Origin of the sequence: Lutibacter sp., assembly GCF_021647475.1 — a bacterium.
In the GTDB taxonomy this organism is placed as follows: domain Bacteria; phylum Bacteroidota; class Bacteroidia; order Flavobacteriales; family Flavobacteriaceae; genus Lutibacter.
This window is the reverse complement of sequence record NZ_JAKIUR010000002.1, coordinates 69,110-94,977: the sequence shown is the minus strand read 5'-3', so window position 1 is coordinate 94,977 and position 25,868 is coordinate 69,110. Positions and strand designations below refer to the sequence as shown.

11 protein-coding genes and 1 pseudogene are annotated in these 25,868 nt (G+C 30.5%); 11 read left to right on the top strand and 1 reads right to left on the bottom strand.

Going from position 1 to position 25,868, the window contains the following annotated elements; genetic code table 11:
- A pseudogene (locus tag L3J60_RS01155) lies at positions 1-376 on the bottom strand (tryptophan--tRNA ligase); the annotation flags it as partial.
- Between the two features lie 79 nt (positions 377-455).
- Between L3J60_RS01155 and L3J60_RS01150 the strand changes: the two are divergent.
- The 11 genes from L3J60_RS01150 to L3J60_RS01100 all read left to right on the top strand — a co-directional run bounded on the left by L3J60_RS01150 (position 456) and on the right by L3J60_RS01100 (position 25,821).
- Complete coding sequence (locus tag L3J60_RS01150; protein WP_291973517.1) at positions 456-1,202, top strand: lysophospholipid acyltransferase family protein; 747 nt, start codon at positions 456-458, stop codon at positions 1,200-1,202.
- Between the two features lie 38 nt (positions 1,203-1,240).
- Positions 1,241-1,897 (top strand): hemolysin III family protein, encoded by a 657-nt coding sequence (locus tag L3J60_RS01145; RefSeq protein WP_291973515.1) that lies wholly within the window; start codon positions 1,241-1,243, stop codon positions 1,895-1,897.
- A gap of 87 nt (positions 1,898-1,984) precedes the next feature.
- A complete protein-coding gene (locus L3J60_RS01140; RefSeq protein ID WP_291973513.1) occupies positions 1,985-2,722 on the top strand; it encodes a LytTR family DNA-binding domain-containing protein in 738 nt (245 codons plus the stop codon).
- 2 nt (positions 2,723-2,724) lie between these two features.
- On the top strand, positions 2,725-4,056 hold the full coding sequence (locus tag L3J60_RS01135; RefSeq protein WP_291973511.1) for a histidine kinase: 1,332 nt from the start codon (positions 2,725-2,727) through the stop codon (positions 4,054-4,056).
- Between the two features lie 114 nt (positions 4,057-4,170).
- Positions 4,171-4,389 (top strand): hypothetical protein, encoded by a 219-nt coding sequence (locus L3J60_RS01130; RefSeq protein WP_291973509.1) that lies wholly within the window; start codon positions 4,171-4,173, stop codon positions 4,387-4,389.
- Positions 4,390-4,703: 314 nt separating this feature from the next.
- On the top strand, positions 4,704-7,004 hold the full coding sequence (locus tag L3J60_RS01125) for a hypothetical protein (RefSeq protein WP_291973507.1): 2,301 nt from the start codon (positions 4,704-4,706) through the stop codon (positions 7,002-7,004).
- A 2-nt stretch (positions 7,005-7,006) separates the two neighbouring features.
- Positions 7,007-7,723 (top strand): DNA repair protein RecO, encoded by a 717-nt coding sequence (gene recO, locus L3J60_RS01120; RefSeq protein WP_291973505.1) that lies wholly within the window; start codon positions 7,007-7,009, stop codon positions 7,721-7,723.
- A 2-nt stretch (positions 7,724-7,725) separates the two neighbouring features.
- Positions 7,726-10,176 carry a TonB-dependent receptor gene (locus tag L3J60_RS01115; protein ID WP_291973503.1) on the top strand — a complete coding sequence of 817 codons (2,451 nt, stop codon included), beginning with the start codon at positions 7,726-7,728 and terminating at the stop codon, positions 10,174-10,176.
- Between the two features lie 492 nt (positions 10,177-10,668).
- On the top strand, positions 10,669-15,534 hold the full coding sequence (locus L3J60_RS01110; RefSeq protein ID WP_291973501.1) for a LamG-like jellyroll fold domain-containing protein: 4,866 nt from the start codon (positions 10,669-10,671) through the stop codon (positions 15,532-15,534).
- A 135-nt stretch (positions 15,535-15,669) separates the two neighbouring features.
- Positions 15,670-21,729, top strand: coding sequence for a choice-of-anchor D domain-containing protein (locus tag L3J60_RS01105; RefSeq protein WP_291973500.1), 6,060 nt, complete (start codon positions 15,670-15,672; stop codon positions 21,727-21,729).
- Between the two features lie 30 nt (positions 21,730-21,759).
- The gene (locus L3J60_RS01100) at positions 21,760-25,821 is read left to right on the top strand and encodes an immunoglobulin-like domain-containing protein (protein ID WP_291973498.1); all 4,062 of its coding nucleotides are present in this window, start codon (positions 21,760-21,762) and stop codon (positions 25,819-25,821) included.
- Positions 25,822-25,868: the final 47 nt, after the last annotated feature.

Below are 25,868 nucleotides of genomic sequence, written 5' to 3'. Positions count from 1 at the left end.
AAAACAAACCAGCATTTACATCTTCTAATCTATCAGCTTTATCTTTAAAACTGTGTGCTAAAGTCAACCGTTGATATGGATAAAAACAACTTAAATACCAAGAAAGCTCCGTTACTTCAGGAATATCGCTTTGGCGATAAAACACAGTTTTGTTTACATCTAAACCAAAAGCCAACCAGGATGCAGCAGTGCTATATGTGTTTTGGCGTAAGGTTTCGCCATTTTTAATTTGGGTTAGTGAATGCATATCAGCAATAAACAAAAACGACTCATTTTGCGGATTGTTAGCCATTTTAATTGCCGGGATTATGGCTCCTAATAAGTTTCCTAAATGTGGTGTTCCTGTACTTTGAACACCTGTTAAAATTCTTGACATGTACTTTAAAATTTGACCACAAAAATACATATTTCAAAAAGAAATGTAGAATAATTTTAAATTACTACTTTTGAATTCTATGAAATTTTTTAAATATCTTTTTTATATTATTTGGAGATGCTGGTTTTACGGCTGGGTATTGCTAAGTATTGTGGCTATATTTCCTATTTTAATTGTAGTTACATCAACAGAAAATTTATATCTGGTATTTTTTAAAATTGCCAGAGCTTGGGCAAAAACTATTTTATTTGTAATGGGTTTTAAAGTTAAAATTACTGAAGAACAGCATATTGAAAATAACAAAAGTTATATGTTTTGTCCTAATCATACTTCAATGGTTGATATTATGCTAATGTTAGCAGTTGCTAAAAATCCATTTGTTTTTGTTGGAAAAATAGAATTAGCAAAAATTCCAGTATTCGGATTTTTTTACAAGCGAACTTGCATTTTGGTTGATAGAAATAATTTTAAGAGTAGAAAAGCTGTTTTTGACGAAGCTAGACGAAGATTAAGCGATGGTTTAAGTGTTTGTATTTTCCCAGAAGGATTAATTTCCGACGATAAAAGTATTATATTAAGTGAATTTAAAAATGGGGCTTTTAGATTGGCAATAGAACACCAAATACCAATTGTTCCATTAACTTTTTATGATTGTAAAAAACGATTTTCATATACTTTTTTTAGCGGTGGTCCTGGAAAATTACGAGTAAAAATTCATAATTTTATAAATACAGAAGGGCTTACTTTAAAAAATATTAATACCATAAAAAAACAAACGTTTAATATTATGTACAATGAGTTAAGTTCAGACTTAAAACAACAATAATAAAAATACTTAAGCCGAATTTTTTTCGTTTAACTAAAATGGAGAAAAAAGAGATTACCTATTACGAACCAAAAGAAGAAAAATTAAACGTAATTACCCATGCAATTGGACTAATTTTAAGTGTGGTTGCATTAGTTTTATTAGTGGTTTTTGCTAGCTTAGAAGGAACTGCCAAACACATTGTTAGTTTTAGCATTTATGGTGTTAGTTTAATTGTATTGTATTCAGCCTCTACCCTTTATCACTATTCACAAAAGCCAAAAATTAGAAAGCGGTTAAATGTATTTGACCATGCAGCTATCTATGTTTTAATAGCAGGAACCTATACACCATTCACTTTAGTAGTTTTAAAAGGGTGGGTTGGTTGGACCATATTTGGTATTTCTTGGGGATTGGCAGTTGCAGGCATCATTTTAAAACTTTTTTTTACAGGGAAGTACGATAAAATTTCAACTTATGCATACGTTTTAATGGGTTGGGTTGTGATTTTTGCAGTAAAACCATTAGTAGAAAACTTAGCTTTAGAAGGATTAATGTGGTTATTAGCAGGTGGAATTTTTTATACTGTTGGAGCCATTTTGTACAGTATAAAAAATATTAAATATAACCATGCTATTTTTCATGTTTTTGTGTTGTTAGGAAGCTTTTCCCATTTTATTGCGATATTTTTTTATGTTTTACCAATTAAAACTTAAAAATTTATGAAATAAAACACATAGCTTTGAACATAAAAACAAATATTGTATCTTGCAATTTAATAAACCAAAATGTCCGCCCTAAATATGCTAAATATATTACTAGTTGACGATGAAAAGGATGCTTTAGAAGCCCTTGAATGGAAATTAAATAATTATATTGAAAATGTAAATATTACAACCTGTGATTCCCCAATAAAAGCGGTTGATATAATTAATAATGACAAACCTGATGTGGTGTTTTTAGATATCCAAATGCCTGAAATGGATGGTTTTTCATTAATTGAAGCTCTTGATTTTAGAGATTTTAATTTGATTTTTACCACTGCACATGATGAGTTTGCACTAAAAGCAATAAAAGTTTCCGCAATTGATTATTTATTAAAGCCAGTTGATAAAGATGAATTATTATCTGCAATGAAAAAAATCAAAAAAACAGAAAAAGGAAGCTTATTAGAAAATAAATTACAATTACTTTTAAATAATCTAAACGATAACAGCGATAAAATAAACATTTCAGCTGATGGCAAAGTTTATTTGCTAGATAAAGAAGATGTTATTATGTTAAAGTCTGATAAAAGTTATACTACCATCTTTTTAAAATCAGAACAACAAATTGTTGTTTCAAAAACATTAAAAGAAGTAGAAAAGAAATTTCAATTTCCTGAATTTTTTAGAGTTCATAATTCTTATTTAATAAATTTAAATCATGTTAAAGAATATTTAAAAGGATTAGGAGGAGAGCTTATTATGACTAACGGATTAACTGCAAGCATTAGTAGAAATAGAAAAACAGAACTATTTAATAAACTATATATAAATTAAGAATGTTTTTAGATTTTCATTCTGAAATATTTTCTTGGATAAGAGGTGGATTATTCACTTTATTCATCTATCATTTTCTTATTTATTTTCAAAACAGAAGTAAATTATACTTATTTTACAGCCTTTATTTAGCGGCCTTAACAATTTACCTTACACAAGATATTTTTCCAGAAAATTGGGAAACAGTGCACAATTACCTTAATTTTCCAATTCAATTTTTAGCTTACGCAGCCTATGTAGCATTCGCTAGAATTTTATTAGATACCAGAAATTTTTTAGTAAAATGGGATGGTTTTTTTGAATTGGCAATTAAAGTTTTATTAGTATTAGTACCTATTTTTGTTATAATTCAACTGTTTTTTGGATATAAATTTCAAGAAAATTTGTTTTTAGTTATAATGTTAACACTTACAGTATTTGCATTAATATCCTATTATGTGGTGATTACTAAGATTAGAGATAAATTTTCAGTATATTTTGTTGTAGGATCATTAATATATCTTGTTTTTGCTCATATTAGTTTTGCGGAAATGTATTTGGGAGAGAAAACCTTTTTAGCAAATGGTTTTCAACCTATGTCTTTTGTTTATTTTGGAGCCATACTACAAAGCCTTATTTTTTCAGTTATAATAGGATTTATTATAAAAAAAATAGAACAGAGGAGTAAAAATGCAGAGGTAAGATTGGCTAATAAGTTAAAAGAAATTGAAGAACTTAAAATGACTGCATTACAAAGCCAAATGAATCCTCATTTTTTATTTAACTCCTTAAATTCAATTAATAATTTTGTTTTAAAAAATGAAGTAGAAAAAGCTTCAGATTACATCACTAAATTTTCTCGTTTAATTAGAGCCATTTTAAACAGCTCATCAAGCCCAATGTCAACTCTTGCAGATGAATTAGGGATATTGGCTTTATACGTAAAATTAGAACAAATGCGTGTTACTGGAGGTTTTGATTATGTGGTTAATATTGATAAAAAATTACATTTAGAAAGTATTAAAGTTCCTCCAATGTTTTTACAGCCATTTATTGAAAATGCTATTTGGCACGGTATTATGAAGAAAAAGGGAGCTAAAATTATAGCATTAACCATTAAAGAAAATGGTGATAAAGTTTTATGTATTATTAAGGATAATGGAGTAGGAATAAATTCTGCAAAGCAAACTAATAAAATGGACAAAAAACGTAAATTTTATGGAGCTAAAGCCACAGAAAACAGAATAAAAATTCTATATAAAAATGAAAATGTAAAAATTTCAACTACAGATATTTCCAATGGTAAAACTACAGGAACTGAAGTTAAAATTAGCTTTCCATTAAAAATATCATAATTCCGTTTATTAATAATTTACTTCCGTTTATATATTAATTTAGTTGATTGATAAATTAAAATTAAAACAAAAGATAATTTTATCTACTTTTAATTCGAATTTTTCTTAAACACAATGTCAATTTTAAAATTTTCAGTTCCTTCTGATGCTAAAATACAGAATGATATTAACCAACAAAAAAATGAATTTAATTTTGTGGGTAATGGTAGCTTTTTTCAAAATTTAAAAGAAACACTTTACATACGGAGATTAAAATTTTATAAAGATAATACTGAACGAAAAGTTATCTATAAAAAAGAAGGAACAGATTGGATTTTTGGTAATATAGAATAAGTTAATACTTAATGTTTTAAGCCTTATAAAAACCATTTATTATTTAAAAGATACCATTTATATATTTTTTGATTGTTTTTATATATTTAATTAAATAAGAACAATTAACTATGTTATATTTGTAATGTATTATTGTCAAGAGGGGTTTTGACACAATACAATAAAAACATTAAATAAGTCTTTGGGGTTGATTTATTTATTCCTCAAACATTACAAGAACGTATTGTAATGTTTGAGGTTTTTTTTTGATAAAAACTTTTATAATCTAAATTACTTTCTTCATTCCAATTTTAATAAATATATTTGAATAAAATATGAAAAAAATTATTCAAATAATAGTATTGCTTTTTATTGTAAGTGTAAATGCTCAACAAGATTATTCCTCTAGTTGGGAAGATTTTTATTCCTATAACAATGTAAAAAATTTTATTATTGCAAATCAAACCATTTATGCAATAGTAGATAATGCCGTTTTTAAATATAATATTACTACAGGAGAAACCTCAAAAATATCTTCAGTAAACGGTTTGTCAGGAGAAACGGTAACAAGCATCTATTACTCTGAAAATTTAGATAAAATAGTTATTGGTTATCAAACAGGTTTATTAGAAATAATTGATAATAAAAATCAGATTACTATCGCTAAAGACATTGTTAATTTTAATTACTCAGGATATAAAGCAATAAATAACATTACAGCATATAATAATAAATTGTATTTGGCAACTTCATTTGCAATAGTTGTATATGATTTAGATAATTTTCAATTTGGAGATACTTATTTTATTGGTAATCAATCTTCTGAGTTAAAAATTAATCAAATTAAAGTATTTCAAAATACTATTTATGCTGCAACTGAAAATGGAATATTTTCTGCAGATATTAACAATCCCAATTTGATTGACTTTAATAATTGGACTCAAAATTTTTCAGGAAATTTTTCAGATATAGCTATTTTTAATAATCAAATATTTACCTCCCGAAATAATAATTTATATAAAATTGAAAATAATAATTTAACTTTAGTTAAAACCTATGCTTCAACTATTAAAACATTAAAATCTTCTATAAATTATTTAACGGTTTCCACATCAAAAAGTATTTATATCAATAACACTTCTAATACTCAAATTGCAACATATACTCCAAATTCAAGTAGTACGTATAATTATAATTTAAATACTGCATTTTTTGACGATACTAATTTGTATTTAGGAACTAAAGAATTTGGAATTTTGAAAAGTAACTTAACTGCTATTTCAAATTTTGAAGAAATCCATCCAGAAGGTCCAGTTTCAAATGCTCCTTTTTCTATAACTGCCAATAATAATAATTTATGGGTAGTTTATGGGGGTTATGATGCTGCATATACTCCATTAAATAAAAGATTTGGTTTTAGCCATTTTAATGGAACTTCTTGGGTAAATAAACCTTATAATGCTAGTGTTGGCGTTAGAGATTTAGTTCATGTAACCATTGATCCTTCTCAAGAAAACAAAGTGTATATCAGCTCTTGGGGAGGCGGTATGTTAATTGTTGAAAACGATTCAATTACTACGCATTGGAATCATTTAAATAGTGGTTTAGAAAAATTGATAATTTCAGATCCTAATTACGTAAGTATAAGAATAAATGGATCTAGTTTTGATAATCAAGGTAATTTATGGATTGCAAATGCATGGGTAGATAACAGAATAAAAAAATACAGTGCAAACGGAACTTGGTCTAGTTTTGATATGAGCTCTGTAATTACAAACCCAGCTTTAGGATTAAATGAATTAATTGTAGATAAAACAAATACTATTTGGATTGGTTCAAGACGAAATGGAGTTTTAGCGTTTAATGAAAATGGAAACAAAAAACTTTCACTAACTTCAGAATTAACCAAAGGATCTTTACCTGATTTAAATGCAAAAACAGTTCAAGCTGATGCAAGTAATAGAATTTGGATTGGCACAAAAAAAGGCTTAGTGGTTCTTTTTAATGGTGCATCTATATTTAATGATGCAATTTATGATGCACAACCTATTATAATTCTTGATGATGGAATTCCTAAGAAATTATTAGGAGATCAACCCATAAATTCTATAGCTATTGATGGAGCAGATAATAAGTGGTTTGGTACTGATATTAGTGGAGCAACACAAACCAACCCTGATGGGAGTGTTATTTTACATAGTTTTAATAAGGATAATTCACCTTTACCTTCAAACACTATTTTAAAAATTGTTGTAGATAAAAGCTCTGGGAAAGTTTATTTTGCTACCGATAAAGGTATTTTAGCTTTTAATAGTAAAGTTGCTGTTTATGGCGATACTATGCCAGATGTTTATACTTATCCAAATCCATCCACTAAAAATAATGATTTTATTACTATTGATGGAAGAAACGGAACTCATATACCCAACAATACCAATGTAAAAATTTTAGATGCCGCAGGTAATTTAGTTTATGAAACTAATGTAAAAGAAGGTCAAGAATTATTTGGTGGAAAAGTAGTGTGGAATAAAAGGAATTTGGCAGGTAAAAAAGTAGCTTCAGGAATTTATATCGTATTATTATTTAATGCGGATAGCCAAGAAAATGCAATTGCTAAAATTGCTATTATCAACTAATTATGATTGAAACTACTAAAGCTATAGTTATAAATACAATTAAATATGGCGATACTAGTTTAATTGCAACGTGCTTTACACAAAAATATGGTAGAAAAGCCTATATGCTAAAAGGGGTATTAAAAGCTAAAAAAGCCAAAATTAAAACCGCTTATTTCCAACCGTTAATGCAATTAAATTTAACAGCAAATCATAATAATAAAGGCAATTTAAATAACCTAAGAGATGCTGAAATTTTAAATTTTTATAACTCAGTTTATACTAATTTAAAAAAGCAAAGCATTGCCTTATTTTTAGCTGAAATTTTATATTACGCTATCCAAGAAGAAGAACAAAATGAAGGTTTGTTCCAATATTTAGAAACTTCTTTTTTATGGTTAGATGTGCATGATAAAGTTTCTAATTTTCATTTATTATTTTTATTAAATTTAACTAAATATTTAGGATTTTATCCAGAACTAAATCAGGCAGAACTTCCTTATTTTGACCTTATTGAAGGAGGTTTTACTTCAAAAAAGAAAGCTCAAGTAATTTTTGGTGAAAATTTAATACAGTTTAAAAAGCTATTAGGCATAAATTTTGATGCTTTATCTAAAATTAATTTTAGTTCAACAAACAGACAAAATGTACTAAATATGTTAATTCAATATTACGAACTTCACTTAAGCGGTTTTAGAAAACCTAAATCATTACCAATATTAAAATCTGTATTTAATTAAAAATGAATAAGTTTTTATTTTTTATTTTAATTTTTTCGATATCAGCTAAAGCCCAAAAAGTAAAAGTATTGGAATTTGGAACTAAGTTTCCGATAGAAAATGTTGCTATTTTTAATGATGACAATTCTAAATTGATATATACTAATAAAAAAGGAATAGCCGATTTATCTAAATTTACACCAAAGGATGTTATATCCTTTAATCATTTATCTTTTATTGAATATGATATTTTAAAAAGAGATTTAAAGGTTTTAGATTATACCGTATATCTTCATAAAAAAGCAGAGGAATTAAATGAAATTATTTTATCAGCTTCAAAAGGTAAAGAACAACGAAGAAGAATAGCCGAACAAATTGATGTAATTGCAAAAGAGAATATTGTTAAAATGGCACCTCAAACCTCGGCAGATTTACTAGCAAATATGGCTGGTATTAGAGTTCAAAAATCTCAATTTGGAGGCGGAAGTCCAGTTTTGAGAGGTATGGAAGCTAATAAAGTTTTGTTAGTGGTAGATGGCGTTAGAATGAATAACGCCATTTACAGAACAGGACATTTACAAAATTCAATCACCGTTTCGCCAAATATTTTAGACAGAGTTGAAGTTATTTTTGGACCGTCATCAGTAATTTATGGTTCTGATGCTTTGGGCGGTGTTATTCACTATTACACTAAAACACCGAAAATAAGTGCTAAAAATCAAGTAAATACTTCTGTTTATAACCGATTTAGCACTATAAATAATGAGTTTACAACTTCTGAAAGTATTGAATTACGATTTAAAAAATGGGCATCTTATACCAATGTATCGTATAGTAAATTTGGAGATTTAAAAATGGGAAAATCTCGTAATCACGGTTACAAAAATTGGGGAAAAGTATTTGAATATTCAAACAACACAAATACATATTATAATCCTAATCCAGTGGTTAATTCAAACCCAAATATTCAAAAGAACACAGCGTATAATCAAACAGATATTTTACAAAAATTAGTATTTCCTTTATCAAAAAAAGAGATTTTAATTTTTAATTTTCAATATACAACTTCATCTAATATTAACAGATTTGATAAATTAAATGAATATAAAAATGGAACTTTAAAATTTGCAGAATGGCATTATGGACCGCAAAATAGATTATTACTTTCCTCACAATTAAAAATTAATCCGAATAATAAATGGTTAAAAAAAGGAACAATTACTGCGGCTTATCAAAATAGTAAAGAATCTAGAATTCAACGAAAATTTTCTAGTTTAAAACGTTCTTATAGAAAAGAAAACGTGGATGTGATTAGTTTAAATGGCGATTTTTTTGTGCCATTAACAAAAGAAGATAATCGTATTTTGTCCTATGGATTTGAATTTGCATACAACAAAGTAAATTCAAATGCTTATGGAAAAACATTGGATGTTGTAGGAAATACTATTATTGGCTTTAATGGCAATTTTGATGTACAATCAAGATATCCTGATGGAGGAAGTAATTACACAAGTTTAGCTTCATATATAAATTATAGACAGGATTTAAGTACAAAATCGACTTTGAATACGGGAATTCGTTATAGCTCCAATTTTTTAAACGCAAAATGGATTGACAATACTTTTATTACGTTACCAAAATCAAAAATAGCTATAAATAATTCAGCCGTAACAGCAACTATTGGCTATGCTTATAAACCTTCAAAAAACTGGCAATTAAATAGTTTAATTTCATCAGGGTTTAGAGCTCCAAACATAGATGATGTTGGTAAAATTAGAGAAAAGAATGGAAATGTAACCGTACCAAATATAAATTTAAAACCTGAATATGCTTATAATTTTGAAATTAATGGATTAAAGTATTTTAATAACAGAAAGTTTAGTATGAGTTTAAGCACGTACTACATTTTGTTAAACAACTATATTACAAGAGATTATTTTAAAATTAACAACTCTAGTACAATAATTTATGATGGAGAAGAAGGAAATGTTGTTGCTAATGTAAATAAAGGGAATGCTTATATTTTAGGCGGAACGTACAGTTTTACAGGAAAAATCAATAACTATTTAACTTCAAAAGCATCTTTGACTTATACTAAAGGAAAAGCATATGATACTCATTTACCATTATCTTCTATCCCGCCATTGTTTGGTTCTTTTGAAATAGGATATCAAAAAAATAAATTTCAAGCAAGTATAAATTGGAGATTTAACGCTCAAAAAAAATTAAAAGATTATAATTTAGTTGAAGGAATTGATAATGTAGAGCAAACTCCGTTTAATCCAAAAACTAATTTTTATGAAGGAAATCCAAGTTGGAGTATATTTAATATAAACACCAATTATAGATTTAATAATAGCATAACAGCATATCTAAAATTAGATAATATTTTTGATATTCATTATAAAGAATTTGCATCTTCTATAAGCAATGCAGGCCGAAATATTTCAATTTCATTATTGATAAATAATTAACGATATAAAACACCATTTACACTAAAAATTATACTGTTTGTCAAACAAATAAAGCAATATATTAGGATAATTAATTAATAATTAATAATTTAGTCCATTCAAAACCCCTAATATTATGAAAATACAATTACTTTTTTTACCCAATTCGGTTATCTTACAGAAACATTTAAAAACCCAAAATTCCAAAATATAAATTTGTTTTTAAAGAATTTATATTGGTGTTTAAATTAAAATTAACAATGGTTAATTAAAAAAATAAATCTATAATAATACTACATAAATAACCCGTTATGCATTATGATAAAATTTCGTCAATTCGAGTGAATTTAAGCCTTTTTAGGCTTAAAATTAGTATCGAGAATAGGTTTTTTATCAAAAATTACCTGACTTGCCGTCAGGCAGGCTCGAACTGACGAATATATATTTAAAGAGTCAAAGTGCACAACGAGTTACATAAATAGTTTTTACAATAACATCTCAAACCCCTATGTTATGAAAAAAACAATACTTTCATTACTAATAAGTTGTTTTACATTTATTAATTACGCTCAAACAACTATCCATCAAGCAAATTTTGAATCTAACCTAGATGGTTGGACTCAAAGCTCCGCTGATAATTTTGATTGGACTAGGCAATCTGGTGGAACACCATCAAATGGCACAGGTCCAAATGTAGCATCTTCAGGTAGCTGGTATTTGTATGCTGAAATGTCAAGCCCAAGAGCCAATGGAGATATAGCTATAATTACAAGCCCAACAATTGATTTAACTTCTTATACAAGTCCAACATTAACATTTGATTATCACATGTACAGTAGCAGTTCTACTTCTGATGTTGGAACTTTAGATACAGAAATAAACGTTAACGGAGGCGGTTGGAATACCGTAATTTTCACAAAAACCGGAAGCCAAAATTCATCACAAAATAATTGGTTGTCTGCAACTGTTGATTTGACTCCTTATCAAGGAAATACCGTACAAATACGATTTAAAGCTACTAGAGCTAATAGTTGGAGAGGTGATATAGCTTTTGATAATGTTAAAGTAACTGGTTTTATAGCAAATGTTCAAGAAATCAATATTACAGGATTAGGAAATACCATTAATGATGGAGATACAACGCCAAGCTCTACTGATGATACTAATTTCGGTTCGGTAGGTACAGGCTCAACAGTTAACCATACTTTTACAATTACAAACTTAGGAAATGCCACTACTACATTAAATTTAACAGGAACACCAATAGTTGCTATAAGTGGAAATGCTGCTTTTACCGTTTTAACACAACCTTCATCTTCTTCAATAATTGGAGGAAATTCTTTAACATTTGTAGTTAAATACGCACCTACAGTTGTAGGGACGGTTACTGCAAGTATTTCAATAGCAAATAATGATTCAAATGAAAACCCATATAACTTTACTATTCAAGGAACAGGAGTTGCTCCTTTAGCAGCTGGTCCTGGAGGTGTAAAAACAAATTTAAAATTATGGCTTCGCTCAGATTTATTAGACGGAACAACTACTGTTGCAAATAATACAGCAGTAAATACTTGGTACACCCAAGCTAATGGCAGTGATGCTATTAAACCAACCAATACAGGAGCTCCTGTCTATAAAAATAATGCTACAGACAATATCAATTTTAATGCTGTAGTTGATTTTACAAATAATTATAATACAACGCCACAGGTTTATACGGATAATGATAATACTAGGCAATATTTAAGAGGAACTTCAGGTTTTTATTCTCAAGATATGTTTGTGGTTTTAATTCCTGACGTACCAATTACTTCATCAGTAGCTAGTAATGATATTTTTTGTGGAGATTATCAACCTACTACGCAAGAAACGGATGCTACAGGAATTGGTTATGGAGCTTATACGGCAAGGTTTAACGGAGAAGTATTAACCTATGCAATAGGAACTACTTCCGGAACTCCACCAACAGCTACCGGATATGGAGTTACAAATTTAAGTGCTACTGCGGTTTATGATAATGTAGGAATAATTAATGCGAGAAATAATGCAAGCATTTCAAATCAAGAATTATTTTTTAATGCAAATGATCAGGTAAACACAATAAATGAACCATCTTCCTTTATTAATGTATCTAATAGTCAATATTGGATAGGAAGAAGTGAAGGCTGGTCAGGAAGTTTAGATGCAAGAGTAGGAGAAATAATTACCTATGAATCAAGACTATCAGACATTCAAAGAAGTAATGTGCAAAGTTATTTAGCTATAAAATATGGCATTACTTTAGGAGTAAACGGAACCGCCATTAATTACACAAATTCTGATGGAAATAAAATTTGGGATGTAACCGCTAATACTGGGTTTAACTATGACATAGCCGGAATTGGAGAAGATGATGCTTCAAGATTATATCAAAAACAATCTAAAAGTGTAAATTCAAGTAGTTTAGTAGCTATTGGTTTAGGCGAAATAGCAACCACAAATAATGCCAATACAAATAGTTTTAATACCGATAAAGATTTTTTAGTTTGGGGTAATAATAACGCAGCGTTCAATACTTTATCTGAAATAAGTCATAGTATAAATTTAAGCAGTTCAACCACAACTTTTACCCCAGTTTCTAGAAAATGGAAAATTATTGAAAGTCAAAATGACGTTCCTGAAGTAATGGTTTCAATCCCTACAACAAGTTTAACAGGCAATATTCCTTTAGCTGCTAATGAAGAATATACCTTGGTGGTATCAGATAATGCAAGTTTTGGAGCAACTAATATTATTGATGTTATTCCGCTTACCACAAACGGTTCAAATTCTGAAGTTTGGTACGATTTTGATGGAACTAAATATTTTACCTTTGCAAAAGCTACACGAAACGTTGCAAAACGAAGAATAGATTTTTCAACAGGTGAGTTTTTATTAGGCGATAAAAATTTAGAATTAACTTCTAATTTTACAGTTTCAGCGTGGATTAAAAATAATGGAACTGGTGGTACTTTCATCTCTAAAGGAACAGGTTATAATTTTAAAGTAACTGCAGGAAATAATATTCAAGTAGATTGGAATGGAAGTACACAAATAACTTCAACAAATACTATTGATAATAAATGGCATCATATTGCATTAACTTTTTCTGCAGGAACAGCAAGTTTATATTTAGATGGTATTTTAGATAAAACAGTAAATTCGTTGCCAAATCCTAGTAGCAATTCTCAACGGTTTACCATTGGAGCTTTATACACCAATAAATACAGCCTCGCCTCTTTTAACGGAGCCGTTGATGAGGTTAGAATTTGGAATTCGGCATTAACAATTGATGAAATTCATTATATAATGAATCAGGAAATTGAAGGATTTGGAACGAATGTAAATGGGGTAATTATTCCTCAATCTATCACTAAAAATGATATTGGTAGTCGTTTATGGAGCGATTTAAAAGCGTATTATGATATGAATTCGTTTTATGGAACTACGGTAGAAGACAATTCAAACAATAAAAATTGGGCACGTATTAAATATTTAACTAAAGATAAAAAAGTGGTTGAAACACAAACAGCACCACTTCCTTATGAAAGTACCACAAATGGAAATTGGGATACCGCTGCAACATGGTTAAATAACACGGTTCAATATTTACCAAATACAACTATAAATGGCACAAAAGTAGATTGGAATATTGTAGAAACTAACAACAATGTAAATACTACAAGAAATGTTACCGTTTTAGGTTTAAAAAACAATATAAATGAACTTTCAGTAAATGCAGATAATTCTTTAACCATTACCCATTATTTAGTATTAAACGGAGTGATAGATTTAGATGGTGAATCTCAATTAATACAAACAGATGGAAGTGATTTTGATAATGCAAGTACTGGGTATTTAGAACGAGACCAACAAGGAAATGGAAATTTATACAGATATAACGATTGGTCATCGCCAGTAATTAAAACAGGAACTGCTAAAGGAACACCGTTTTCTATAGCTGACGTATTACGAGATGGTACAAATCCAAGTTCTCCAGGACCAATAACTTATGTTTCTGGTTATGATGGTGCTCAAGGGCCACCAATTCAACTAAGCACGTATTGGATGTATAAATATGCAGATGCTCCGGATGGAGATTATAGTTCTTGGCAGCAAATAGGAAGTACAGGAACAATGAAATCGGGTGAAGGATTTTTAATGAAAGGAACAGGAGCTCCAGGTTCTCCAGATCAAAACTACGTTTTTGTAGGGAAGCCAAATAATGGAGATGTTTCTGTAACAGTTTCAGGTACAAATGATTATTTAGTGGGAAACCCATATCCTTCAGCAATAGATTCTAAGCAATTTATTATAGATAACGGTCCAACAGGAACCGCTTCCATAACAGGTACCATTTATTATTGGGAACATTATGGAGGAGATTCTCATAATCTAGCCGATTATCAAGCAGGTTATGCTACATATAGTTTAGCAGGTGGTGTTTTGGCTACTGCTCATCCAAGTGTAAGTTCATCTGGTTCGGCAACAAAAATGCCAGAACAATATTTGCCTGTAAGCCAAGGATTTTTTGTACAAGGAGATGCTAATGGAGGTACCATAATTTTTAAGAATAGTCAACGTGTTTTTGAAACAGAAGCTTCTGGAAATTCAGTATTTATGAAAGCGAATAATAAACAAAAAACAACTGATATAGAAAACAAAACAACCGCAACAGCAGATACTAGACCAAAATATAGAATAGGTTTTGATGCTCCTCAAATTGATCATAGGCAAATTTTATTAACCATTGATGAAAATACAACCGATGCTGTAGATTGGGGCTATGATGCTGAAATTTATCAAATTTTTGATGATGATATGTATTGGACTATTGCTGATAAAAAATATGTTATTCAAGCTACAAACACCGTTTCTGTTGATAAGGAAATACCACTTGGTATAGTTTCGGTAGCGGGTGGAGCTATTACCATAAAAATAGACTCTCTTGAAAATATTACAGATAATTTAAAGGTATATTTAAAAGATAAAGATTTAAACCAACTTTATGATTTATCGGCAGGACCTTACCAAACAACGTTACCACCAGGTGAATATTTAAATAAATATGTAATAACTTTTAAAACAAATAGTACGTTAAGTGTTGATAATGAGAACTTAAAATCAGGTTTATTAGTTTTTATGGATAATAATAGTAAGTCAATTATAATTAAAAACCCAAAATTAAAAATCATAAAAAAAGTAATTTTATATAATATGCTAGGTCAAAAAATAAAAATGTGGAATTCTAATTTGGCTTCTGAAAACATACAGCTAAACACTAATGTTACCCCAGGAGTGTATTTAGTTGAATTACAAACAAATACAGGTAAAACAACTAAAAAAATAGCAATTAACTAAAATTAGCACAAACCATTTATGTAAAAAATTATACCATTTACAAGTAAACATATTCTATTCATTTATTGGGCTTTATAAATGTTTTTATAATTAAAATTAAAATAGTATTATTGCATTACCCAAATTATGAAAATTATGTATTTTAAACCCCAACTCCTAAAGAAAATACTTTTTAGTATCCTTTTTTTTATTGCAATTAATAGCTTTTCACAAGTTACTATTTGGTCTGAAGATTTTACAACTTATGCTAATGGTTCAACCACAGGCGTAGGGAATAAGTGGACTACTACCACTACTTCAGGGATACGCTACTTTGAAGTTCGTAATAATGAATTTGATGCCAGAGACACCAATGCTAGTGAACAAATTTTTGCTACTGAGGTTATAGACATTTCAGCGTATTCAAATATCAATTTAAGTGTTGATGTATTTAGAGTGGGTGGCGTTATGGAGCCATCAGATTATGTGAATGTTTATTATAAACTAGATGGAGGCGGTGAAATTTTATTTACCACTAATGGAGCTAATTCTGACGATTTTCCTTCAAGAACTGCTAGTCAATCGGGTTTAAATGGTAGTACACTTCAAATAATTATAAGAGTAAAAAACGGTACAGGAAATGCAGAAATTTACGGGTTTGATAATATTTTAGTTCAAGGAACCTCAGGAACTGCAGAAATTAACATACAGGGAAATGCAACCGATATACCAGATGGTAATACTGTTATATCTTCAACAGATGATACTTATTTTGGGAATGTTGATATTTCTTCGGGTAATACTGCTCATACTTTTACCATACAAAATATAGGAACAGCTAGTTTATCTCTTACAGGAGCAAACCCTTATGTTGTAATTACAGGTGATGTAACAGAATTTTCTTTAACATCAACTCCAAGTGCTACAATTGGAGCTTCTTCAAGTACCACTTTCAATATCACATTTAACCCAACAAGTTTAGGTTCAAAAACAGCTACTATTTCTATTGCTAATAGCGATTCAAATGAAAACCCTTACACATTTAGTATAAATGGCGTTGGAATTTCAACAACACCAGAAATAAATGTGGTAGGAAATAACACAACCATTGTTGATGGAAATACAACAATTTCCACTACTGATGATACCAACTTTGGAAATGTTAATATTTCTTCTGCTGTACTTGCACACACTTTTACAATCCAAAATTTAGGAGGTATTGATTTAGTGTTAACAAATCCTAGCCCATATATAACCATATCAGGAGCTACTACTGAGTTTACACTTACTGCAAATCCAATAACACCAATAGGATCTACAAGTAGTACTACTTTTACTATTACGTTTAATCCTACAAGTACAGGTACTAAAACGGCTACTATTTCGATAGCAAATAACGATAGTAATGAAAATCCATATACATTTGATATTCAAGGGGTTGGAATTATTCCAACTTATTGTTTTTCAAATGGAGATAGTACAGCAGGTGAATACATAGGAAGAGTTCAATTAAATACGATAGATAATTCATCAGGAGCTGGAACTACAAGTACAGGGTATTCTGATTTTACTGCGATATCAACAAATTTAATCCTAAATACAACACATACGGTTACCGTTACAAAAACTTGGACTTCTTGGTCATATAGTGAAGGTGTTTCTGTTTGGATTGATTGGAATCAAGATGGAGATTTTAGTGATACAGGAGAACAAGTGCTTTCTAGTGCTGCTTCAACAACCTCATCTGTTTTTAACTCATTTACGGTACCATCTTCAGCAACTTTAGGAACTACAAGAATGCGAGTTTCTATGAGTTATGATGCAATTCCTTCTTCTTGTGGTAGTTTTTCTTATGGAGAAGTTGAAGATTATACCATAAATGTAACATCTTCAAGTGTAGTAGAAATAGATGTATTGGGTAATTTAAACTCAATAGCTGATGGAGATACTACACCTATAAATTCAGATGAAACTGATTTTGGAACCGTAAATGCTGGTTCTACTTTAGATCATACCTTTACTATAGATAATTTAGGAAATTCAAGTACTACGTTAAATTTATCGGGTTCTCCAATAGTAGCTATTAGTGGAAATGCTACTTTTACAGTTTTAACGCAACCTTCTTCAACTAGTATTATAGGGGGTAATTCATTAACGTTTGTAGTAAGGTTTGCTCCAACAGTTAATGGTACTGTTACTGCAAATATTTCAATAGCAAATAATGACTCCAATGAAAATCCTTATAATTTTACTATTCAAGGAACAGGTTCTGCACCTTTAACTATTGGTCCTGGAGGAGTAACAAGCGATTTAAAATTATGGTTAAAATCAACAAGTGGTCTAGGATATACTAATGGACAAGCTGTTTCTCTTTGGGCAGATCAAGGAAGAGGTTCAAATGCTACTGTTCATACGGCAGGACAAGAGCCTACCTATAGAGATGATGCAGCATATAATGTTAATTTTAACCCTGTAGTAGATTTTGATAATAGTGCACCTTATTCAAAAGACGTAAGTTTTACATATAATAACACATCAACTCAATTTTTAGAAGGAGTTTCAGGTTATTATACACAAGATGTTTTTATTGTTTTAATCCCAGATGTTACAGTAGATTCAACATTTGGATTTATGGATGTTTTTTGTGGAGATGAATTACCAGGGACAGATCAAACAGACGGTACAGGGACAGGTCTTGGATATTACACTGATAGATTTTCAGGAGAAATAATTAGTTATGCAGTTGGAACAACCAGTAATGGAGATGGCTATGGAGTTGCTGAAATAGGAACAGGAAATACCTATAATAATGTAGGAATTATTAATCCTAGAAATAATACTTTTGGAACTCAACAAGAATTGTATTATAATGCAACAAATATTGAAACTACTCAAAATGATATAGCCGACTTTTCAAATGTAAATAATTCACGTTATTGGATAGGTAGAAGTGAAGGATGGGAAGCTAGTACAGATGCACGTATTGCTGAAATTATTACGTATTCTACAAGAAAAGGAGATGCAAGTTTAACCGATGAACGAAATAAAATTCAATCTTACTTAGCTATTAAATATGGAATCACTCTTGGTTCAAACGGAACAAGTCAGGATTATGTAGATAGTGATGGTACTGTTATTTGGGATCAATCTGTTAACAGTGGTTTTAATTATGATATTGCAGGAATAGGAAGAGACGATGCCTCTGCATTAAATCAAAAACAATCTAAAAGTGTAAATAGTGATTTTGATGGAACAGGTCAAATTAGAGGCTTGGTAACCATGGGTTTAACAGATATTTACAATACAAATAATGAAAATATTAATACAAACTCAACAACTTTAAACGATAAGCAGTTTTTAACTTGGGGAAACAATAATGGGAATTTAAATTTTGCTCCAAATGTTGTAAGCGTTAATTTAAGTGATGGAATAGCTGGGTTATCAACTCCAGTGTCTTTTATTGGAATGTCACGAGTTTGGAAAGTAGTGGAACATGGAGGCGATATACCATCCGTAAAAGTATCTATTCCTATTGCAGCGGTTAGAAACATTTATCCACCAGGTAGTTACTTAATGTTTATTTCATCTTCAGGAACATTTGACCCAACATCTGATTATAGAGTAATGTCAAATAACGGAACAGATATTTCAACGGATTATGACTTTAACGGAACAAAATATATAACATTTGGTTATGCACCAGAATATAGAAAACCTAGATCTATTAATTTTGATGGAGTTCAAGATTTTATTGAAGCAGATAATACTTTAGATTTAAATCCATCATCCTTTACTATATCAGCTTGGATTAAACGAGAAGCAGGATCTACTAATACTACTATTCTTTCAAAAAGAGATGATAATCCTTTTACTACAGGTTATGATTTTAAAATAAATGCTTCAAATAAATTTGAAGTAGTATGGAAAAATGGGACTACCAATACCATTACTTCCAATACTACAATTCCTCAAGATGAATGGCATCAAGTGGCAATAACATATACTAATGGAACTGCAAAATTATATATTGATGGAGTTTTAGATATAACGGATAACTCATTAAGTAATCCTACAAACAATTCGCAAACATTTTTAATAGCGGCATCAGATAAAAGTGCTCCAACCGCATTTTTTAATGGAAACATTGACGAAATAAGGGTATGGAATACCGAATTAACTATAGATCAACTTCATTATATTATGAATCAGGAAATTGAAGATATTTCTAATTTTACAGATGGAAGTATTATCCCTGAAACGGTAACTAAAAATGAAGTTTCAACAATTCCTTGGTCAGATTTAGAAGTATATTACCCAATGTCTGGATATGCTTACACCAATATAAACGATGATTCTGGTAATTACCATTCAGGAGCTATAAGAAATTTAGATACTGTAGATTGGCAAACCGCTCCGCTTCCATATCAAAGTACTATTGATGGAAATTGGGACACGCCTGCTACTTGGTTAAACAATACTGTTCAAACACTACCTAATACTACTTCAATTGTGAATGGATCTGAAATAACGTGGAATATAGTAGAAACCAATAACCATGTAAATACAACAAGAGATGTAACCGTTTTAGGTTTAAAAGTAAATACCAATGAATTATCTGTAAATGCTGATAACTCTCTAGTTGTTTCTCATTATTTGTTAATTAATGGGGTTGTTGATTTAGATGGAGAATCACAATTAATACAAACTACAGGAAGTGATTTTGATGCTGCAAGTACAGGTTATTTAGAACGAGACCAACAAGGAGAAGGTAATCTATATCGTTATAATGATTGGTCATCACCTGTTTATTCTGGCAATGATGGTAAAAATTACGCTACGGTTTTTGATGTTTTAAGAGATGGAACAAATCCAAATTCTCCAGGGCCAATAACGTATGTTTCTGGTTATAATGGTTCTTTATCTCCTTTAACACTTAGCACCTATTGGATGTATAAATATGCTAATTTACCAGATGACTCCTACAGTTCTTGGGATCATATTGGAAATACAGGAGCTATTTATGCAGGAGAAGGATTTTTAATGAAAGGTACTGGAGCTCCAGGTTCTCCAGATCAAAACTATGTATTTGAAGGTAAACCAAATAATGGAACTATTAATTTAACAATAGCTGCTGGAAATGATTATTTGGTGGGTAATCCTTACCCGTCAGCAATAGATGCTTATCAATTTATTGATGACAATCCTGATATAACAGGTCCTCTTTATTTTTGGGAACATTATGGCGGTGATACGCATAATTTAGCAGGATATCAAGCAGGTTATGCAACCTTAACAAAATCAGGAGGTGTATTAGCGGCAGCTCATCCAAGTGTGAGCAATTTAGGTTCAGCAACAAAAACACCAGGACGATATGTTCCAGTTAGTCAGGGCTTTTTTGTATATTCAAGTACAGGAGGAACTATTCATTTTAATAATGGTCAACGTATTTTTGTTAAAGAAGCTGTAGGAACTTCTGTATTTATGAAAACGGCTAAAGGAAAAGGAAGTAAAACAACAAAAACTAAAACACCAGAAATAGATACCAGGTCTAAATTTAGAATAGGATTTAACGCTCCAAAAATTGATCATAGACAATTATTGCTAACCATTGATAAAAATACAACAGATGCGGTAGATTGGGGATATGATGGAGAAATTTATGAAATTTTTGGAGATGATATGTATTGGCTGATTGGAGATAAAAAATATGTAATTCAAGCAACGAATATTATTAGTAAAGAAAAAGAAATTCCTTTAGGTATTCAACTTTCAGAAAGTGGAAAAATAACTATTAAAATAGATGCTTTAGAAAATGTAGATGAAAATACAAAATTATACATTAAAGATAAGTTAACAGGTGAAACTTACGATATTACAAACCAACCTTTTGAAACGAATTTAGAAGCGGGTAATTATGCAGATAGATTTGTATTGGCATTTCAGCCAAAGTTATTATCTATTGATGAAGTTACTTTAAATAAAGGTGTTAAAATTTACATGAACAATAGCTCTTCTGAATTAAATATTGAAAAAATAGCAGATATAAATATTCAATCTATTATCCTTTATAATTATTTAGGTCAAGTTGTTAACTCTTGGAAATCAGATATTAATAATAGATATATGTACTTACCTGTAAATACCTCAACGGGTGTATATATAGTTCAGTTAAACACCTTAAAAGGCACTATTACTAAAAAAATAATTATTGAGTAAAAAATTAAACACTTTGTTAATCCCAAAAAAATGAAACGAAAATTACTATTTATTACTTTGTTGTGTAGCACGTTTTTTATAAACGCTCAAACCAATAAAGAATTAGCTGATAAATATTTAAAAGAAAGACAAGAACTTGCGTTTACATTTACAGCTAATAATTTAAAAGAAGTACAAGAACTTTCTAAAATACTTTCTTTTGATCACGGACAAAATAGAAACAATCCTTTAACCATTAAGGCAATTACAAATCCGAAAGGATTTAAAAAGTTTTTAGCATTTAATTTACCTTTTACCGTTAACAAAAAACTAAATGAACCTAAAAAAGTTGAAATGTATAATCCAAAACTTCATAATAAAGGAGTTTCAGGGAAAAATGCAACTTATGTTTTAACATTTCCACTATCCACCTATCCAACCTATCAACAATATGCCAATCAAATGGCTGCTTTTGCAGCAGATCACCCTGCAATTGTGCAATTGGTTGATATAGGAGGAACTTCAGGCACTTCTACAGTAGATCCAAGATTATTATTTATCAAGTTATCTGATAATGTAACTACAAGAGAGCAAGAACCTAGAGTAATGTACACGTCCTCAATGCATGGTGATGAAATTGCTGGATATCCAGGAATGTTAAATTTGATAAATTATTTTATTACTGCTTATGAAAATGTGAGTGATCCCGACCATACAAGAGTTAAAAATTTATTAGATAATAGTGAAGTTTGGATTAATCCTATGGCAAATCCAGATGCTACTTTTTATGGTTCATCAACCTATACTTCAGTAAGTGGATCACGTAGAGAAAATGCTAATAATATTGACTTAAATAGAAATTATCCTGACCCTACTGGGAATTTACATCCTGATGGAGAAGTATATCAAACAGAAACATTAAATTTTATGGCACTGGCAGATAATACTCATTTTGTACTTTCCGCAAATTTTCATGGTGGTTCTGAAGTAGTAAACTATCCTTGGGATTACACATATACACGCCATGCTGATGACGCTTGGTGGCAATTTGTGAGTAAAGAATATGCAGATCATGTTCAAGCAGATGCCCCAACTTTTGGAAAAAGTGGTTATTTCACTAATGTAAATAGTGTTGGGTACATAAATGGAGCAGATTGGTATGTGATAGCTGGTGGAAGACAAGATTATATGAATTATTATAAACATGCTAAAGAAGTAACAGTAGAATTGTCAATTACTAAAACGCCACCTACTACTAATACATCAAGCACAGATGAAATTATTGATCTTTGGAATTACAATAAAAATGCATACATTGATTATTTGATTGAAGGAACTTATGGATTTAGAGGTTTAGTTAAAGATGCAGTTACAGGAAATCCTATTAAAGCAAAAATAACGTTAGTTGGGCATGATAATATGGGTTCTTGGGTGGAAACAGAACTACCTTTAGGAGATTATTACAGACCAATTAATGCAGGTACATACGATATTTTATATGAAGCAGATTGCTATCAATCTTATACGTTAACAAATCAAACTATAGCAGATGGGCAAACTATTGTTTTAACGGATATATTATTAAATCCATCTTCTGCAGTTGTACCAGCTAATTTAATAGCCTCTAGTATTACAACTACTACAGCAACAATTGGGTGGGATAATACAAATGTATTAACTTATGATATCCAATATAGAGAATCTGGTTCTTCAACTTGGACAACCGTATCCTCAGCTACCAATTCATATAATTTAACAGGATTAACAGCAAGTACAACATATGAATTTCAAGTACGTGGAGTTTGTTCTACAGCATCAAATTATAGTAGTATAGCAACATTTACTACATATAGTATTGGACAATGTACAGGAAGCTATATTACGACTTTTCCATATACAGAAAGTTTTGAAGGTGGAGCCACAGGTCTTTGGATTCAAGGCTCAGGTGACGATATAGATTGGACAAATAACACAGGTCAAACACCTTCTTCAGGAACAGGACCTTCAGCAGCATTTGACGGAACTGATTATTTATACACAGAAGCATCAGCAAATGGTACTGGATTTCCAAATAAAATAGCTTATCTAATTAGTCCTTGTTTTGAATTAGCCGGATATAAAAATTCTCAATTTTCATTTTACTATCATATGTATGGGGCTAGTATGGGTACCTTGTCGGTTGAAGTAAGTATTGATAACTGGGCAACATATACAAGTTTGTTCAGTATTTCGGGACCACAGCAAACAAGTAATTCTGATGCATGGAAAATTCAAATTGTAGATTTGACGGCATATGATGGTCAAACTATTAAATTAAGATTTAAAGGGTTGACAGGAAGTGATTATACTAGCGATATAGCCATAGATAATATTAATTTAACGGCGGATGTAGCAGCTTTATCAGCTCCACCAGTTGCTTCATGTAAAAATATTACAGTGCAATTAGACGTAACTGGTTCTGTTACAATTACTCCAAATCAAATAGATAATGGCTCAACTGATGATGTTGCAATTACAAATTATAGTATTGATAAAAGCACATTTAGTTGTTCAGATATTGGCACTCCGCAATCGGTTATTTTAACCGTTACAGACGGCGATGGGCAAACTGATTTCTGTACATCTACAGTTACCGTTGAAGATAAAATTATACCAGTAATTACATTAACAGGAGCTAATCCACAAATTATTGAAGTGGGAACAGCATATTCTGAACTTGGAGTCTCAGTTACAGATAATTGCAGTACAGGCTTAACAGCAACTATTGATGCCGCTGCAGTAAACACAAGTGTAGTGAATAGCTATACGGTAACTTATAATGTAAGTGATTCAAATGGTAATGCGGCTACAGAAGTCACCAGAACGGTAAACGTAGTAGACACGACCGCACCAGTAATCAGTTTACTAGGCACGACTCCAATCACGGTAGAAGTGGGCAGTAGTTATGCAGATGCAGGAGCCACGGCAACAGACAATTATGATGGAGATGTAACCAGTAGTATTACCACGGTAAATCCAGTAAACACAAGTGTAGTGAATAGCTATACGGTAACTTATAATGTAAGTGATTCAAATGGTAATGCGGCTACAGAAGTCACCAGAACGGTCAATGTAGTAGACACGACCGCACCAGTAATCAGTTTACTAGGCACGACTCCAATCACGGTAGAAGTGGGCAGTAGTTATGCAGATGCAGGAGCCACGGCAACAGACAATTATGATGGAGATCTTAGCAGTAGCCTAACAACGGTAAATCCAGTAAACACAAGTGTAGTGAATAGCTATACGGTAACTTATAATGTAAGTGATTCGAATGGTAATGCGGCTACAGAAGTCATCAGAACGGTAAACGTAGTAGACACGACCGCACCAGTAATCAGTTTACTAGGCACGACTCCAATCACGGTAGAAGTGGGCAGTAGTTATGCAGATGCAGGAGCCACGGCGAGTGACAATTACGATGGGGATCTTAGCAGTAGCCTAACGATGGTAAATCCAGTAAACACAAGTGTAGTGAATAGCTATACGGTAACTTATAATGTAAGTGATTCTAATGGTAATGTGGCTACAGAAGTCACCAGAACGGTAAACGTAGTAGACACGACCGCACCAGTAATCAGTTTACTAGGCACGACTCCAATCACGGTAGAAGTGGGTAGTAGTTATGTAGATGCAGGAGCCACGGCGAGTGACAATTACGATGGGGATCTTAGCAGTAGCCTAACAACGGTAAATCCAGTAAACACAAGTGTAGTGAATAGCTATACGGTAACTTATAATGTAAGTGATTCGAATGGTAATGCGGCTACAGAAGTCATCAGAACGGTCAATGTAGTTTCTACTTTAGGAGAAGAAGAGTTTGAATTAAGTAAATTCAAAATTTATCCAAATCCTTCACGAATTCATCAAATAACCATTCAAGTTCCAAATGGTGTTTTTGAATATAGAATTAAAATTTCTAATTTATTAGGTCAACGTGTTTATTATAAAAATATTAAAGTTGGTAGTAATATTAAAACAGTAATTAAGACAGATACTTTTAGATCTGGAGTTTATTTTGTTCAAATTAATTCTGGTAATGATAAATTTGTCAAGAAATTAGTTATTGAGTAATAAAAAAGGCTTCAAGATTGAAGCCTTTTTTATTTTAGATGTTTTAA